The sequence below is a fragment of the Polaromonas jejuensis NBRC 106434 genome, from assembly GCF_001598235.1.
Lineage (GTDB): Bacteria > Pseudomonadota > Gammaproteobacteria > Burkholderiales > Burkholderiaceae_C > Polaromonas > Polaromonas jejuensis.
This window is the reverse complement of the sequence record NZ_BCYO01000001.1, coordinates 110,540-124,522: the sequence shown is the minus strand read 5'-3', so window position 1 is coordinate 124,522 and position 13,983 is coordinate 110,540. Positions and strand designations below refer to the sequence as shown.

General features: G+C 65.6%; 15 protein-coding genes. 9 read left to right on the top strand and 6 right to left on the bottom strand.

The genetic code is table 11. The features are described 5' to 3' along the window. Window positions 1-159: 159 nt before the first annotated feature. Window positions 160-1,362 carry a formate-dependent phosphoribosylglycinamide formyltransferase gene (purT, locus tag PJE01S_RS00595; RefSeq protein ID WP_068831201.1) on the bottom strand — a complete coding sequence of 401 codons (1,203 nt, stop codon included), beginning with the start codon at window positions 1,360-1,362 and terminating at the stop codon, window positions 160-162. A 251-nt stretch (window positions 1,363-1,613) separates the two neighbouring features. On the opposite strand from purT, the gene PJE01S_RS00590 reads away from it, so the two are divergent. The 3 genes from PJE01S_RS00590 to PJE01S_RS00580 are packed head-to-tail and all read left to right on the top strand — an operon-like array spanning window position 1,614 to window position 4,269. Then, window positions 1,614-2,432 carry a siderophore-interacting protein gene (locus PJE01S_RS00590; protein WP_068831200.1) on the top strand — a complete coding sequence of 273 codons (819 nt, stop codon included), beginning with the start codon at window positions 1,614-1,616 and terminating at the stop codon, window positions 2,430-2,432. A 50-nt stretch (window positions 2,433-2,482) separates the two neighbouring features. Further along, window positions 2,483-3,436 (top strand): ATP-binding cassette domain-containing protein, encoded by a 954-nt coding sequence (locus tag PJE01S_RS00585; RefSeq protein ID WP_068831199.1) that lies wholly within the window; start codon window positions 2,483-2,485, stop codon window positions 3,434-3,436. After that, complete coding sequence (locus PJE01S_RS00580; RefSeq protein ID WP_377371984.1) at window positions 3,436-4,269, top strand: ABC transporter permease; 834 nt, start codon at window positions 3,436-3,438, stop codon at window positions 4,267-4,269. Before PJE01S_RS00585 ends, PJE01S_RS00580 begins: the two co-directional genes overlap by 1 nt. 105 nt (window positions 4,270-4,374) lie before the next feature. Here the strand turns inward: PJE01S_RS00580 and PJE01S_RS00575 are convergent, their stop codons facing one another. After that, the gene (locus PJE01S_RS00575; RefSeq protein ID WP_245660512.1) at window positions 4,375-5,037 is read right to left on the bottom strand and encodes a hypothetical protein; all 663 of its coding nucleotides are present in this window, start codon (window positions 5,035-5,037) and stop codon (window positions 4,375-4,377) included. Window positions 5,038-5,173: 136 nt separating this feature from the next. Here PJE01S_RS00575 and PJE01S_RS00570 point away from each other — a divergent pair, with 136 nt between their 5' ends. After that, entirely contained in the window at window positions 5,174-5,692 is a 519-nt protein-coding gene (locus PJE01S_RS00570) for a hypothetical protein (protein WP_068831197.1), read from the top strand. Then, entirely contained in the window at window positions 5,689-7,068 is a 1,380-nt protein-coding gene (locus tag PJE01S_RS00565; protein WP_068831196.1) for a GAF domain-containing protein, read from the top strand. Before PJE01S_RS00570 ends, PJE01S_RS00565 begins: the two co-directional genes overlap by 4 nt. Before the next feature lie 24 nt (window positions 7,069-7,092). Here the strand turns inward: PJE01S_RS00565 and PJE01S_RS00560 are convergent, their stop codons facing one another. The 3 genes from PJE01S_RS00560 to pcaH all read right to left on the bottom strand — a co-directional run bounded on the left by PJE01S_RS00560 (window position 7,093) and on the right by pcaH (window position 9,480). Continuing rightward, window positions 7,093-7,827, bottom strand: a complete 735-nt coding sequence (locus PJE01S_RS00560; RefSeq protein WP_068831195.1) for a hemerythrin domain-containing protein — start codon at window positions 7,825-7,827, stop codon at window positions 7,093-7,095. A 311-nt stretch (window positions 7,828-8,138) separates the two neighbouring features. Continuing rightward, window positions 8,139-8,750, bottom strand: a complete 612-nt coding sequence (gene pcaG, locus PJE01S_RS00555; protein WP_068831194.1) for a protocatechuate 3,4-dioxygenase subunit alpha — start codon at window positions 8,748-8,750, stop codon at window positions 8,139-8,141. Between the two features lie 16 nt (window positions 8,751-8,766). Further along, on the bottom strand, window positions 8,767-9,480 hold the full coding sequence (pcaH, locus tag PJE01S_RS00550; protein ID WP_068831193.1) for a protocatechuate 3,4-dioxygenase subunit beta: 714 nt from the start codon (window positions 9,478-9,480) through the stop codon (window positions 8,767-8,769). A gap of 141 nt (window positions 9,481-9,621) precedes the next feature. Between pcaH and pcaQ the strand changes: the two genes are divergently transcribed. Further along, complete coding sequence (pcaQ, locus tag PJE01S_RS00545) at window positions 9,622-10,560, top strand: pca operon transcription factor PcaQ (RefSeq protein WP_068831192.1); 939 nt, start codon at window positions 9,622-9,624, stop codon at window positions 10,558-10,560. 10 nt (window positions 10,561-10,570) lie between these two features. On the opposite strand, the gene PJE01S_RS00540 is transcribed toward pcaQ, so the two are convergent. Then, on the bottom strand, window positions 10,571-11,524 hold the full coding sequence (locus PJE01S_RS00540; RefSeq protein ID WP_068831191.1) for a class I SAM-dependent methyltransferase: 954 nt from the start codon (window positions 11,522-11,524) through the stop codon (window positions 10,571-10,573). A 117-nt stretch (window positions 11,525-11,641) separates the two neighbouring features. On the opposite strand from PJE01S_RS00540, the gene PJE01S_RS00535 reads away from it, so the two are divergent. From PJE01S_RS00535 to PJE01S_RS00525, 3 genes are all read left to right on the top strand, one after another. After that, complete coding sequence (locus tag PJE01S_RS00535; RefSeq protein WP_068831190.1) at window positions 11,642-12,100, top strand: MarR family winged helix-turn-helix transcriptional regulator; 459 nt, start codon at window positions 11,642-11,644, stop codon at window positions 12,098-12,100. 80 nt (window positions 12,101-12,180) lie between these two features. Then, on the top strand, window positions 12,181-12,600 hold the full coding sequence (locus PJE01S_RS00530; protein WP_068831189.1) for an organic hydroperoxide resistance protein: 420 nt from the start codon (window positions 12,181-12,183) through the stop codon (window positions 12,598-12,600). Window positions 12,601-12,862: 262 nt separating this feature from the next. Further along, window positions 12,863-13,918: a serine/threonine protein kinase gene (locus tag PJE01S_RS00525; RefSeq protein WP_068831188.1), complete on the top strand. Its 1,056-nt coding sequence runs from the start codon at window positions 12,863-12,865 to the stop codon at window positions 13,916-13,918. Window positions 13,919-13,983 lie beyond the last annotated feature (65 nt).

The window sequence follows — 13,983 nt, the reverse complement described above, 5'->3', positions numbered from 1 at the left end:
GTCGCTGTCGCTTAAGGGGTACTGTGAAAAAGTGCGCCCTTGAGTCAGGACGATTTTTCCCCGATTTGAAGGGCACTTGATGTCACTTTCAGTTGAGCTGCCTCGCCACTTGGCCTTCAGGCGGCAGACGGGATGAATCCTGGGTCCGGCGGCCTGAGGTCAGGCCACCCGGGGCCTGACTTTTGCCGCCGCCAGTTTGGCCCGGGTGCGCGCCACCTCGACATCGGCATCAAAGGCCAGCGCCACGCCCATGCGGCGCTTGACGAAGCTCTCGGGCTTGCCGAACAGGCGAATGTCGGTATTGGGCACTTGCAGGGCCTCGGCCACGCCGTCAAACACGATGCCCTGGGCGTCCACGCCGCCATAAATCACGGCGCTGGCGCCCGAGCTCTTTAGCGCGGTGTTGACCGGCAGGCCCAGAATGGCGCGCGCATGCAGCTCGAACTCGTTTTGCCACTGCGTGCACAGGGTCACCAGGCCGGTGTCGTGAGGGCGCGGGCTCACTTCGCTGAACCACACGTCGTCGCCCTTGACAAACAGCTCGACGCCAAACAGACCCTGGCCGCCGAGGTTGTCGGTCACGGCCCTGGCGATCTCTCGGCTCTTTTGCAAGGCGGCCGGGCGCATGGGGTGCGGCTGCCAGCTTTCCACATAGTCGCCGCTGACCTGGATGTGGCCTATCGGGTCGCAAAAATGGGTTTCGATGTGGCCGCCCTCACCCACGGCACGCACGGTGAGCTGCGTGATCTCGTAGTCAAAATCGATGAAGCCTTCGACAATCACGCGGCCATGGCTCACGCGGCCACCGGCCATGGCGTAATCCCAGGCGGCTTTCACGTCGGCCGGTCCGGCAATCTTGCTCTGGCCCTTGCCCGACGAGCTCATGACCGGTTTGACGATGCAGGGGTAGCCGATTTTGGAATCAATGGCGGCCTGCAGCTCCTGCAGCGAATCGCAGAACACATAGGGGCTGGTCGGCAGCCTCAGCGTTTCCGCGGCGAGGCGGCGTATGCCTTCGCGGTCCATGGTCAGGCGCGCGGCACGTGCCGTGGGAATCACCCGCACCACCCCTAGAGCTTCGAGTTCCTCCAGCATGGGCGTGGCGATCGCCTCGATTTCGGGCACGACCAGATGGGGCCGCTCTTTTTCAATCAAGGCCTTGAGCTGCGCGGGGTCGCTCATGGTGATGGTGCGCGCGTGGTGCGCCACCTGCTGGCCCGGCGCGTTGGCGTAGCGGTCAACGGCGATGGTTTCCACGCCCAGGCGCTGCAGCGCAATCAGCACCTCCTTGCCCAGTTCGCCGGAGCCGAGCAGCATGACTTTGGTTGCGTGGGGGGACAAGGGGGTACCGAAGGTGGTCATATACGCCGAGGAGAATAGAGAAGAAAAAATGCGCCAGGAAAGCGGCGCCGGATGGGGCCATGGCACAGCGGGCATGGCGTCCAGTCCCGGCTACTTTACTGCACAACGAAACGGCGCTTGCCGGGCCGCAAACACGGCATTTTGCCCCTGCCGGCCAGCGGTCAATGCTTTTACATGAAAATCATTCTCAACAAAACCCGCCTTTAAGCGCCCTGTCCCGTTCCCCATGGGGAGCCCGTCCGAAAGTCACCATGTCCGAAACCCCCGACACCAGCCCATCCACCGACATCGCCCCGCCCCCGCGCAAACGCCGGCCGCCCCGGCGGGTGGAAGTCACCCGCGTGCAGACCCTGAGCCCGCTGATGCGCCGCATCACGCTCCAGGGGGCGGAACTGGAGGGTTTCGAGGTCAAGGACCCGGCCGGCTACATGAAGCTGATTTTTCCCGAGCCCGGGCAGTCCGAACCCGACCGTCCACTGCCCGACGGCCCCCGCCCCACCGCGATGCGCACCTACACGCCGCTGGCGGTACGCCCCGAGGTGCTGGAAGTCGATGTGGACTTTGTGCTGCACGGCGATGGCCCGGCATCGACCTGGGCGGCACAGGCCCAGACCGGCCAGGTGCTGTACCTGATGGGGCCGGGCCCCGGCTACCCGCTGCCGGCGCAAGCGCCCGAGCACCTGCTGATAGGCGACGACAGCGCCCTGCCGGCCCTGGAAACCATTCTGGCCAGGCTGCCCGCCACGGCACATGCGCGCCTGCTGGTGGAGGTGGTGGACGGCGCGGAAGAGCGCGCGCTGCCCGGTGCCGCGCAAGTCGATGCGCAGTGGGTCGCCCGGGGGGCCGACAACGCCCAGGCCGGCCGCGCCCTGGAAGCGGCGCTGCGCCTGGCCGGCCCGCCGGCCGCCGACGCACGCATCTACCTGGCCTGCGAGGCCGCCGCCATGCGCCGCATTCGCCGGCTGCTGATCGATGAGCTTGGCGTGGACCGCAGCCGGATTGTCGGGCGCGGCTACTGGAAGCTGGGCACGGTCAATCACCCTGACCACGACTACGGCGAAGATGCCTGAGCCGGCCGCAGGCAAGCCATGGATGGCCTTCGATAGGCAACAATAGCCGCATGCGCCATCCCCTCGTCCATGTCCAAGGCCTGAGCAAACACTATGGCAACGCCGTGGTGGTCAATGACCTGTCGTTTGAGATTGCCCCCGGTGAATGCCTGGGCGTGATAGGCCCCAACGGTGCCGGCAAAACCACCACCATACGCATGTGCCTGGGCCTGACCGTGCCCGACGCGGGCCGCATCTCCTTCCATCTGAACGGCGAAGATGCCGGGCGGCGCATGCCCGAAGACGCGCTGGCGATCAAGGCCAAACTCGGGGTGGTCACCCAGTTCGACACCCTGGACCCGGACTTCAGCTGCGCCGAAAACCTGCAGGTCTACGGCCGCTATTTCGGCATGACGGCGGCGCAGGTGCGCGCGCGCGTGCCGGAGCTGCTGGAATTTGCCTCGCTGTCGCACAAGGCCCGCAGCAAGCCCGGCGAGCTGTCGGGCGGCATGCGCCGCCGCCTGAGCCTGGCGCGAGCACTGGTCAATGACCCGCAGCTGCTGTTGCTCGATGAACCCACCACCGGGCTGGACCCACAGGCGCGCCACCTGATGTGGGAGCGCCTGCAGCTGCTGCTGCAACAGGGCAAGTCGATCCTTTTGACCACGCACTTCATGGACGAGGCCGAACGCCTGTGCTCGCGCCTGCTGGTGCTGGACCACGGCAGGAAGATCGCCGAAGGCCGGCCCAAGGCGCTGATCGCCGAGTATCTGGAGCCCGATGTGGTGGAGGTCTACGGCGCGGGTGCGCTGGCACTGGCCGGAGCCGCCGAGCACGCCGCACTGCGGGCATTGGCCTCGCGCGTGGAGGTCAGCGGTGAAACCGTGTTTTTCTACACCCAGGACGCGCGCCCGCTGCTGGCCAGTCTGGCTTCCAGCAGCCACTTGCGCACGCTGCACCGCCCCGCCAACCTGGAAGACCTGTTTCTCAAGCTGACCGGCCGCCAAATCAGGGAGGATGCGTGATGGCAAATCATCAAGTGGTGGCAAGCATGAAAAAGCAATCGGTCTGGCGTGCGCCTGACTTGTCGGGCCGCTGGTGGCCGGTGTTCATGCGCAACCTGCTGGTCTGGCGCAAGCTGGCCATTCCCAGCCTGGTCGGCAACATCGCCGAGCCGCTGATGTGGCTGGTGGCCTTTGGTTACGGCATGGGCGCGCTGGTCGGCGAGGTCAGCGTGGGCGGCGATGCCGCCAGAGTCCCCTACATCCTGTTTCTGGCCAGCGGCTCGATTTGCATGAGCGCGATGAACGCCGCGTCCTTCGAAGCCTTGTATTCGGCGTTTTCGCGCATGCATGTGCAAAAAACCTGGGACGGCATCATGAACGCGCCGGTCAGCCTGGACAGCGTGCTGCTGGCCGAGATGCTGTGGGCGGCCTTCAAGGCGCTGTTTACCGTGACGGCCATCCTGGGCGTGATGCTGGCCCTGGGCATCAGCCACAGCCCCAAGCTGCTGCTGGCCTGGCCTATCCTGCTGCTGGTCGGCATGATGTTTTCCTGCATTGCGCTGATCTTCAACGCGCTGGCCAAGGGTTACGATTTTTTCACCTACTACTTCACGCTGGTGCTGACGCCCATGATGTTTCTGAGCGGCGTGTTTTTCCCGCGCGAGCAGCTGCCCACGGTGGTTCGCGTCATTTCCGACTGGCTGCCGCTGACCAACGCGGTGGAGATCATCCGCCCGCTGTTCATGGACCAGTGGCCGCAAGCGCCGCTGCGGCACGGCCTGGTGCTGGTGGTCTACACCGCGCTGGCCTTCTGGGTGGCGCTGGCGCTGACGCGCCGGCGTTTTCGGAGCTAGAGCCGCCCACCAGCGTCGGCACTAAATTCTTAAGAAAAACAGGGCTCCAGCCCAATCAACACGGGCGCAAGCAGCTACTAAAACAGTAGCGCCATCGCCCGCCGCTCAATTCGCGGCAAAACAGTAGAACAGCCCGGCGCTGCCGGTGGTCTTGAGCCCTTCCATGCTGCAGCCGCGCGTGGCATGGGAGGCGTTCCAGGAATGGGCCGCAGCGGAGTCGTCCAGGCCGGTGCGGTCGTGATGGCCGACGATGGCCGAGCCTTCGCCGCTCTGGGTCCAGTTGCCGCAGGTCGTGTCGCCGGCCGCCACGGCGACGCGGCCGTCGGGCGTGGAGCCGGTCAGCATGTCGTGCATATTGACCGGGTCACCGCGGCCGCTGACCACCTCGCCCTTTTCGGTCAGCGCCGTCTGCTTGTTCACCATGTTGGCGCCATGCAGTTCCTCCACATTGGCCGCCACCACCACGCCCTTGGCGTTTTGCCAGGGGCCGCGGCCTATGCGCTCGCGCGCATTGACGGCCGGGCTGGCGCCGCTGGCCGTGGTGCTGAGGTAGGCGCGCCAGTTCTTGCGGCCGGCATTGACCGTGCTGGCGAGCTGCTTGCAGTAGGCATCGGCGCCGGCAAGCCCCCCGAGATCGGCGCCCTTGCCCGGGTTGACGCTGGTCACAAAAAAGCTCATCGGGTTTTGCGACATCGAGGACATGGATGCGCAGGCGCCCAGCGCGGCGACGGTCGAGGCCAAAAGGGCGAGTTTCATACGTGGGTGCATGGCTGTCTCCTTGAGTGGCGAAGTTGCAAAAATGCTTGCAACAAAGCAGGGTACTCCGGCCGCCAGTGCGATTCAAGCGCCCCTGCCTCGGGCCGCCGGGGCGGCAACGCCAACCCGACACTTTTATACTCGCCGCATGAACGCCGCCGCGCCCGTTCTCCCTGCCCTGCTGCCGCCAGATCTCATCGCCATGATGGACAAGGGCGTGTCCGTCATCGTGAGCGCCTGCAGCCTCGAGATGCGTCCCAGCATCATGCGCGCGATGGGCAGCGCCATTGCGCCGGATGGCCGGAGCATCACGGTCTATGTGTCGAGGCAGCAGTCGCGGCAGCTGATCCAGGACATTGCCAGCACCGGCCGCATCGCCGTGGTGTTTTCCGAGCCGGATTCGCACCGCACGGTTCAGGTCAAGGCCGGGGGCGCACGCATCCGCTGCGCCGAGGCATCGGACGAGCCGGCGCTGGAGCGCTATCTGGCGTCCATGGAAAAGGAAATCGAACGGGTCGGTTACGCGCCGGCGTTTACCCGCGCCATGCTGGCAGGGCGGCTTGATGACCTGGTGGCCATCAGCTTTGAACCCGCGCAGGCGTTTGACCAGACGCCTGGCCCCAAAGCCGGTGCGCCGCTGCCCCATGGGCCAGGGAGCCCGCCATGAACGCGGCGCCGCTGGCCCCGGAGCCCACCCTGGCGGAAATACGCCCCTGCCTGGAGGGCGCCATCCCGGCCGTCATGGCCACCTGCGCCCTGGACGGAACGCCCAATGTGGCCTACATCTCGCAGGTGTTTTATGTGGACGAGCGCCATGTCGCGCTGTCCTTCCAGTTCTTCAACAAAACGCGAAAGAACATCCTGGCCAATCCGCATGCCACCGTGCTGGTGCTGCATCCGGTCACGGCGGCATTTTTTCGCATGCATATCCGCTACCTGCGCACCGAAACACAGGGGCCGGTGTTCGAGGGCATGAAGGCCCAGCTGGCCGGCATCGCGTCGCACAGCGGCATGGCGGGGGTGTTCCGGCTGCTGGGCTCCGACATTTACGAAGTGCAGGCGATTGAATGCGTTGCCGGCGAGCCGCTGCCCGCGCCCTCACCGCGCACCAGCATGCTGACGGTGCTGCGCCGCGGCAGTGAACGGCTGTCGCACTGCACCGGGCTGGGGGAATTGCTCAACGCGACCCTGGCGACGCTGACCGATTTCCTGGACATCCGGCACGCCATGGTGCTGATGCTGGATGCGGCCACCCAGCGGCTGTACACCGTGGCCAGCTGCGGTTATGCCACCTCGGGGGTGGGCTCGGAAATTGAAATGGGCGAAGGCGTGATTGGCGTGGCCGCGCGGGAACACACCCCCGTTCGCATCGTGCACATGAGCAGCGCCTACGCCTACAGCCGGGCGATTAAAAGCGGCCTGCGCGCCGATATGCCTGAGCTGATGCTGGACACCGACATTCCCTACCCCGGCCTGGCCGAGCCGCACAGCCAGCTGGCCGTTCCCATCGTCTCGGCCGGGCGGCTGCTGGGGGTGCTGTTTGCCGAAAGCCCCCACGACCTGCAGTTCGGCTTTGAGGAGGAAGACGTGCTGGTCACGCTGGCCGGGCATCTGGGTGCGGCCATCGACCTGATGCAGGCCGGCCCGGAAGCGGCCGAGTTGCCGGATGCAGCGCCGGCAAAAGGGGTTGAAGGGGCTGCGCGAAAGGCCGGTGGTTCCGCCCTGCAGTTGCGGCGCTTCAACAGCAACGACAGCGTGTTTGTCAACGACAGCTACCTCATCAAGGGCGTGGCGGGCGCGATCTTCTGGAAACTGGTGACGGACTATGTCCGGCAGGGACGGACCGAATTTTCCAACCGTGAATTGCGGCTGGATCCGGCCATCCGCCTGCCCGATGTGACCGACAACCTGGAAGCCCGTCTGTTGCTGCTGCAGCGGCGCCTGGCAGAACATGGCCCGCATATCCGCATCGAGAAGACCGGGCGCGGCCGCTTCAGGCTGGCCGTGCAGCGCCCGCTGGCCCTCGCAGACGTGGCGGCCTGAGCCGGCGGCGCTTTCCGGCCGTATTCAGGCCTGGACCAGCCCCGGTACGGCTGGCAGCCCGAGGCCGCGCGTGAGCTTGGCCCATTCGACATCGCTCAGGTGCGGGCGCACCAGATCCAGGGCCGCGGCGAAGGCCGGCGCGGGTGCATGGGCCTGCATGTCAGCGAGCATGGCGATGCGCTCGGCCGGGTTCATGAAGGGCACCATCCAGCGCACGACGTACATCATTTCGTCGGGCGGGATGGAGGCCACCAGCGCGGCGTGGAGCTCAGCCAGTTCGGCATCGGTGTAGCGCGACCAGAGGACCGCGTTATGCGCAGTTTCCTCCACATGCATGTGCTGGAAGTTGTCGGCAATGAACAGGGCCAGCTGCCTGTAAAGCTCCAGCGCGGCGCCGGCGCGCTGCGTCGCAGGCACCTTGAGCAGGGCGCCCACCAGCCCGCCCAGTTCGGCGATGTGCTGTTCGTGCTCCTCGTGCTCGTGGGCGATGGCCTCGCTGGCACCGGGGGCGCGGGCCTCCATGGCCGCGTGAATGAACTCGTTCTCGTGCTGGAGGTGCGAGGCGCAAAAATCCAGCAGTTCGAGCACGCGCTGGCTGGTCTGGGCCAGCTCCAGCGCATCGTCGGCGTCCATGCGGCCCAGCGCCAGCAGGGTGTCGGCCATCAGTGCGCGCAGCGCCTTGTGAATGCCGGCGTACAGGTCCAGGCGCGGTGCGTCTTGTGCAGCGACCTGTTGCATTTCTTGGGGATGGATATTCATGGGGCTTCTTTCTCAGGCGAGCGCCTGCTTGGAGGTTTCCCGGCGTGGCGCCACGCGCCAGCAGGACCGAAAAACCATGGCCAAAGTCTAGAAAGATGCACCTGCCGGCGTTGCTAAAAATTGCTTACGCCAACCCTAAAGAAACCTTAATCCGGCCCAGGCAGCCCGTGCCGGGCCAGCGCGCCGGACGGCTGTCTTTGCCCCATTTCACAAGAAAAATAGCGCCCGCGCCCAGGAGACTCGGGCGCAAACAGCTATTGTTTTAATAGCGAATGCTGGCCGTCCGCGCGCTGCGGCCCGGCACTGCACCTTCACAAATCGAAGAACACCGTTTCCTTGCCCCTGGCGCTGTCCTGCATGTGGATGTCAAAGCGGTACACCGGTCCGGCGCCCGTCATCTGGCGTTTGGCGATCAGGGTGGCGCGCCGCTCCGCGGGCACGCTGGCCAGCACCGCGTCCTGGCTGTTCGCCGCGGCCTCGTCATCAAAATAGATCCGCGTGAAGGTGTGCACCAGCAGGCCGCGCATGGTCACGCAGACGTTGATGAAGGGCGCCTGGCCCTTGTTTTCGAAACCTTCGGCGACGCCGGGCTTGACGGTGTCAAACACATAGTGGTTTTGCGCCAGCGTGCCCGTGCCGCAGCGGCCGAAGCCGGCAAAGCCCCTGGCCTCGGCATCGGCGACGGAGGCGACCGGCTGGCCGTTCGCATCGGGCTGGCTGATCTCGACCAGCGCATCGTTGACGGGATTGCCGGCGCCGTCAAACACCTGGCCGGTGATGCGGATGTGCTCGCCCGCGGCGTGCGGCTGGGCCAGCACGGGGGTGAACAGGCTCTTCAGGTCGTAGCCATACTGGCTGGGTGCCAGACCGTAGGCGAAGTAGGGTCCCACGGTTTGCGAAGGGGTCTGTTTGAGTTGGCTCATGATGTCTCCTGGCGGCTTATTCAAAACGCGTTGCCTTGGGGCCCCGCAGCACGATGTCGAACACATAGCCCAGCGCATAGTCGGGCTGGGTCACGTCCAGGCTGAACCTGGCCACCATCACGTCGCGCAGGTGCTCGGGCGCGCCGATGTACATCGGGTCGTACTGCAGCAGCGGGTCGCCGGGGAAGTACATCTGCGTCACCAGGCGGCTGGCAAAGTAGTCGCCGAACAGCGAGAAATGGATGTGGTTGGGCCGCCAGGCATTGGGGTGGTTGCCCCAGGGGTAGGCGCCGGGCTTGATGCTCTTGAAGCTGTAGCGGCCCTGGTCGTCCGTCATGCAGCGGCCGGCGCCCAGGAAGTTGGGGTCCAGCGGCGCATCGTGCTGGTCGGCCTTGTGCACGTAGCGGCCGGCCGCATTGGCCTGCCACACCTCGACCAGCGTGTTGCGCACCGGCCGGCCGTCTTCGTCCGTCACCCGGCCGGTGACGATGATGCGCTCGCCCAAAGGCTCGCCGTTCTTCACGGCGTTTTTGGTCAGGTCGTTGTCCAGCGGGCCGAGGCTGTCGCTGCCATACACCGGGGCATTGAGCTGCGACAGGGCCTGCTTGATGGGCAGCAGCGGTCTGGTCGGGCCGCGCAGCGCCGTCGACTTGTACAAAGGGTCAATGTGGGCGGGGTGGCTGGTCCAGTCGCGGGGCGCGAGGTAGCTGTCACTGAGGTCCGGTTTCATAAGGTCTCCATGGGATGTTGGAACGATCCGCGGGGTGCGTTCAGGCACCTCGACGAGGAATGAAGGGACTGTATTCGACATCAATGGTTATGTATATTGACATTTTCTGCAGGCATTTATAACCATTGGATATAGTTACGCATGATCGAAGACCGCATCAAATTCCGGCATTTGCAGTGTTTTCTGGCCGTGGCGCAGCATGGCAGCCTGCAGAAAGCCGCCGGTGTCTTGTCCATCACCCAGCCGGCGGTCTCAAAAACCCTCAAGGAGCTTGAAGAGATGCTGGCGGTGCGGCTGTTCGAGCGCGGCCGCAAGGGGGCCGTTTTGACGCGCGAGGGCGAAGCCTTCATGCGCCACGCCGGCGCCAGCGTCAGCGCCCTGCGTGAAGCCGTGGCCAGCGTGGACCAAACCCGCCGCCAGGGCCGCGCCGTGGTCACCGTGGGCGTGCTGCCGACGGTGGCGCCCTGGCTGATGCCGCAGCTGCTGCGGCAGCTGGAACAGGCAGGCCTGAACACCAGCCTGCGCATCCACACCGGCGCCAACCCCGAGTTGCTGGCGCAGCTGCGCCAGCGCGAGCTGGACCTGGTGATTGGCCGCTTTGCCGAACCCGCCCACATGCTGGGCCTGACGTTTGAGCACCTGTATGCCGACCCGCTGGTGCTGGCCGTGCGTGCGGGCCACCCCCTGCTGAGCGACCCGGTCCTGCGGGCCAATCCGCTGGCGCACCTGCCGGCGTTCACGCTGATACTGCCCAGCCAGGGCACGGCGATACGCCACACGGTCGACAGCTTTTTGCTGGCCCGCGGCCTGGGCCCGCCGGCGCGCACCCTGGAAACCCTGTCGGTGACCGTCGCCCGCCACTACACCGCCGGCAGCGATGCGGTATGGTTTTTCCCGCTGGGCGCCGTGCGGCCCGAGCTGGACAGCGGGGCGCTGGTGAGCCTGCCGGTCAGCATGGCCGGAACCGAGGAGCTCGTGGGCCTGACGCTGCGGGCCGACATGAGCCCCACCCAAGCCCAGGGCGAAGTGCTGAGCGCTATTCGATTGATAGCATCAAAGCAAGGATTGACAAGCGCCTGAGCCTGCTTTTCTACACGGCATCGGCCGTCACCGCAAACCGCGCCGTCAGGTCGCCCAGGCCCAGCTGCTCGATCACCTGCTGCAAGCGCTGCTGTGCGGCGCGGGTTTTGCCGGCGCTGGGCATGGCCGGCCGGCTGGCCAGAATGAGTTCGTTTTTCATCGAATGCTCCCAGCCCACCAGTTCGGTCACGGTGACCTGGTAGCCGCTGGCCTCCAGCTGCAGGCAGCGCAGCACATTGGTGATCTGGCTGCCGAATTCGCGCGTGTGCAGCGGATGGCGCCAGAGTTCGGCCAGCGGCGTTTTGCCCATGGCCAGCACCTTGTTTCGTTTCAGCACGCCGGCCACTTCGGCCTGGCAGCAGGGCACCAGCACCATGTGGCGCGCCTGCTTGGCCAGCCCGAAGGCAATCGCATCGTCGGTGGCCGTGTCGCAGGCATGCAGCGCGGTGACGATGTCCACCGTCGGCGGCAGCTCGCTGGAGGTGGTGGCCTCTGCGACCAACAGGTTCAGGAAGGACATGTTCGCAAAGCCCAGCCGGGCGGCCAGTTCGCGCGATTTTTCGACCAGTTCGGCACGGGTTTCTATGCCGTAGATGTGGCCGGCGACGGGCTGCCCGGCATGCGCGACATTGAAAAACAGGTCGTAAAGAATAAAGCCCAGGTAGGACTTGCCGGCGCCGTGGTCGGCCAGTGTGAAGCCGCGCTCCTTGCCGGCCACTTCGGCCATTTCCTCGAGCAGGGGCTCAATGAAGCGATACAGGTGGTAAACCTGCTTGAGCTTGCGCCGCGTGTCCTGGTTGAGCCGGCCCTCGCGCGTGAGGATGTGCAGCTCCTTGAGCAGTTCTATGGACTGGCCGGGGCGGATTTCTTCAATGACCTGTGCGGTCTTGCCGGTGGCTTGCGGCGCGGCGCCTGGCGATTTGCGCGACGGCTGGCTCTCGCGTGGGGGACTGGTTTTTTGCATGGCCCTTGAGTTTAGTGCCGCCCTACCGCCCCGGGGCCGCTAGCAGGCAAAGGCCCTGCCCGGGCAGCATCTTGCAGTTGTATTGCACACAATTTAATTGCGCGCTATAATTCACCCATGCCAACCCCCAAACCCTTGTCCGCCAAGGCCGACGCCATGCTGCGGCTGGACAACCAGCTCTGCTTTGCGCTGTACTCGACCTCGCTGGCCATGACCAAGATCTACAAGCCGCTGCTCGATGAGTTGGGGCTCACCTACCCGCAGTACCTGGCCATGCTGGTGCTGTGGGAGCGCGATGGCCTGACGGTGTCGCAACTCGGCGAGCGCCTGTACCTGGATTCGGGCACGCTCACGCCCCTGCTCAAACGGCTGGAATCGGCCGGCCTGATTTCCCGCCTGCGCGCCGTGGAAGACGAGCGCCGCGTTCACATCACCCTCACGCCCGAGGGCCGCGCCCTCAAGACCCGGGCCGCCGGCATCCCCGCTTGCGTGCTCAGCGCCACCCGGTGCAGTATTCCGGAACTGGTGGCACTGACCCAGCAAGTGCAGGCCTTGCGCCGGCAACTGGTGGCTTGAGCGGCCTTCATGCGCCCCACACCGCCCTTTCAGATTTCTCAACCCGCCTCACGCCCGAGGCATTTTTCCAAGGAAGCATCATGACCACGAAACTCGACAAAGTGCTGTACACCGCCCATGCCCACACCACCGGCGGCCGCGATGGCCAATCCAGAACCGACGACGGCCGGCTGGACGTGACCCTGAGCTCGCCCGGCACCCCGGGCACCGGCACCAACCCCGAGCAGCTGTTTGCCGCCGGCTACTCGGCCTGCTTCATTGGCGCCATCAAGGCTGTGGCCGGTATGCAGAAAATCACCTTGCCGGCCGATCTCGCCATCGACGCCAGCGTGGATCTGGGCAAGATCCCCAACGGCTACGGCATTGCCGCCCGCCTGGACGTGTCCCTCCCCGGCATGGACCGCACCGCCGCCCAGGCGCTGGTCGATGCCGCCCACCAGGTCTGCCCCTATTCCAACGCCACGCGCGGCAATATTGACGTCACGATCACGCTCAAGTAAGTCCCCAGGTTCGCCCATTTCCTATCCCGCCCAGCCCCTCTTCCCAGGGGCTGTTTTTTTGGCGCCGGCAGCGCCGTCAACACGCTCACCCACGCAGGGAATCGCTACTCTTTTCATAGCTCACAGTGCCCGCCAATCCTGGGTGAAAAGAACTTTTAACCTTCAATCCTGCGGCCAAAAGGTCCGGCCCGCGGCACGGGCCACCGGGCAAAAGACCGCCCCCAGCCGCACAACGCAAAGCCATCTGCGCAGACAATAGGGCATGACTGAAAAAACCCCGGCCACGGCCCCCGCAGCCGCGCATGCCTATGAGCCCCTGACGCCTGACCTGGTGCTGGACGCACTGGCCAGCGTGGGCTTGCTGGGCGATGGCCGCCTGATGGCGCTGTCCAGCTACGAGAACCGGGTCTACCAGGTCCATCTGGACAGCCCGGTGGGCTCGGGCGACCTGGCGAGCAATGTGGTGGTCGCCAAGTTTTACCGGCCTGGGCGCTGGAGCGATGCCCAAATCATCGAGGAACACGCCTTTGCCGCCGAGCTGATGGAGGCCGAAATCCCGGTGGTGGGCGCTCTGGAACTGGGCGGCGCCACCCTGCACCATTTCGGCGGCTTCAGCTTCAGCGTGTCGCCCTACCGGGGCGGGCGCCGTCCCGAACTGGACAACCTCGACGTGCTGGAGTGGATAGGCCGTTTTCTGGCACGCATCCATACGGTGGGCGCGGCCAGGCCCTTCACGCACCGCCCCGCGCTGAACCTGCAAACCTTTGGCTACACCTCGCGCGACATCCTGCTGGCGGGCGGCTCCCACGGATATTTGCCGCTGGACATGGAGTCACGCTGGCACAAGGCCTTTGAAGAAGCGATGCGCGTGGCACAGACCGTGTTTGAAAGCGTGGGCGAGGTCCGGCAGCTGCGCCTGCATGGCGACTGCCACCCCGGCAACATCCTGTGGACGCCCGAAGGTTTGCCGCTGGCCGGCCCGCATTTTGTCGACCTGGACGACGCCCGCAGCGGACCGGCCGTGCAGGACTTGTGGATGCTGCTGTCGGGCGACCGCGCGCAGTGCACGCGGCAACTCGGCGCGCTGGTGGACGGCTACGACGAGTTTGGCGAGTTCGACCGGCGCGAGCTGGCCCTGATCGAGCCCCTGCGCACGCTGCGCCTGGTGCATTACAGCGCCTGGCTGGCGCAGCGCTGGCACGACCCGATCTTCCCGATCAACTTTCCGTGGTTTGGCTCCAGCGACTACTGGAAAGGCCAGGTCGACATGCTGGAAGAGCAGATCGAGGCCATGCAGGAAGCGCCGCTGATCTGCTAACGCGCAGGGCGGCCCGTCAAACGCTATTCAATCAATAGCTGACAACGCATACCTGACGCCGGCTT

Excerpts from the sequence above, each read along its gene's own strand:
- purT (WP_068831201.1), bottom strand. The coding sequence starts at position 1,362 with ATGACCACCTTCGGTACCCCCTTGTCCCCCCACGCAACCAAAGTCATG.
- PJE01S_RS00590 (WP_068831200.1), top strand. The coding sequence starts at position 1,614 with ATGTCCGAAACCCCCGACACCAGCCCATCCACCGACATCGCCCCGCCC.
- PJE01S_RS00585 (WP_068831199.1), top strand. The coding sequence starts at position 2,483 with ATGCGCCATCCCCTCGTCCATGTCCAAGGCCTGAGCAAACACTATGGC.
- PJE01S_RS00580 (WP_377371984.1), top strand. The coding sequence starts at position 3,436 with ATGGCAAATCATCAAGTGGTGGCAAGCATGAAAAAGCAATCGGTCTGG.
- PJE01S_RS00575 (WP_245660512.1), bottom strand. The coding sequence starts at position 5,037 with ATGCACCCACGTATGAAACTCGCCCTTTTGGCCTCGACCGTCGCCGCG.
- PJE01S_RS00570 (WP_068831197.1), top strand. The coding sequence starts at position 5,174 with ATGAACGCCGCCGCGCCCGTTCTCCCTGCCCTGCTGCCGCCAGATCTC.
- PJE01S_RS00565 (WP_068831196.1), top strand. The coding sequence starts at position 5,689 with ATGAACGCGGCGCCGCTGGCCCCGGAGCCCACCCTGGCGGAAATACGC.
- PJE01S_RS00560 (WP_068831195.1), bottom strand. The coding sequence starts at position 7,827 with ATGAATATCCATCCCCAAGAAATGCAACAGGTCGCTGCACAAGACGCA.
- pcaG (WP_068831194.1), bottom strand. The coding sequence starts at position 8,750 with ATGAGCCAACTCAAACAGACCCCTTCGCAAACCGTGGGACCCTACTTC.
- pcaH (WP_068831193.1), bottom strand. The coding sequence starts at position 9,480 with ATGAAACCGGACCTCAGTGACAGCTACCTCGCGCCCCGCGACTGGACC.
- pcaQ (WP_068831192.1), top strand. The coding sequence starts at position 9,622 with ATGATCGAAGACCGCATCAAATTCCGGCATTTGCAGTGTTTTCTGGCC.
- PJE01S_RS00540 (WP_068831191.1), bottom strand. The coding sequence starts at position 11,524 with ATGCAAAAAACCAGTCCCCCACGCGAGAGCCAGCCGTCGCGCAAATCG.
- PJE01S_RS00535 (WP_068831190.1), top strand. The coding sequence starts at position 11,642 with ATGCCAACCCCCAAACCCTTGTCCGCCAAGGCCGACGCCATGCTGCGG.
- PJE01S_RS00530 (WP_068831189.1), top strand. The coding sequence starts at position 12,181 with ATGACCACGAAACTCGACAAAGTGCTGTACACCGCCCATGCCCACACC.
- PJE01S_RS00525 (WP_068831188.1), top strand. The coding sequence starts at position 12,863 with ATGACTGAAAAAACCCCGGCCACGGCCCCCGCAGCCGCGCATGCCTAT.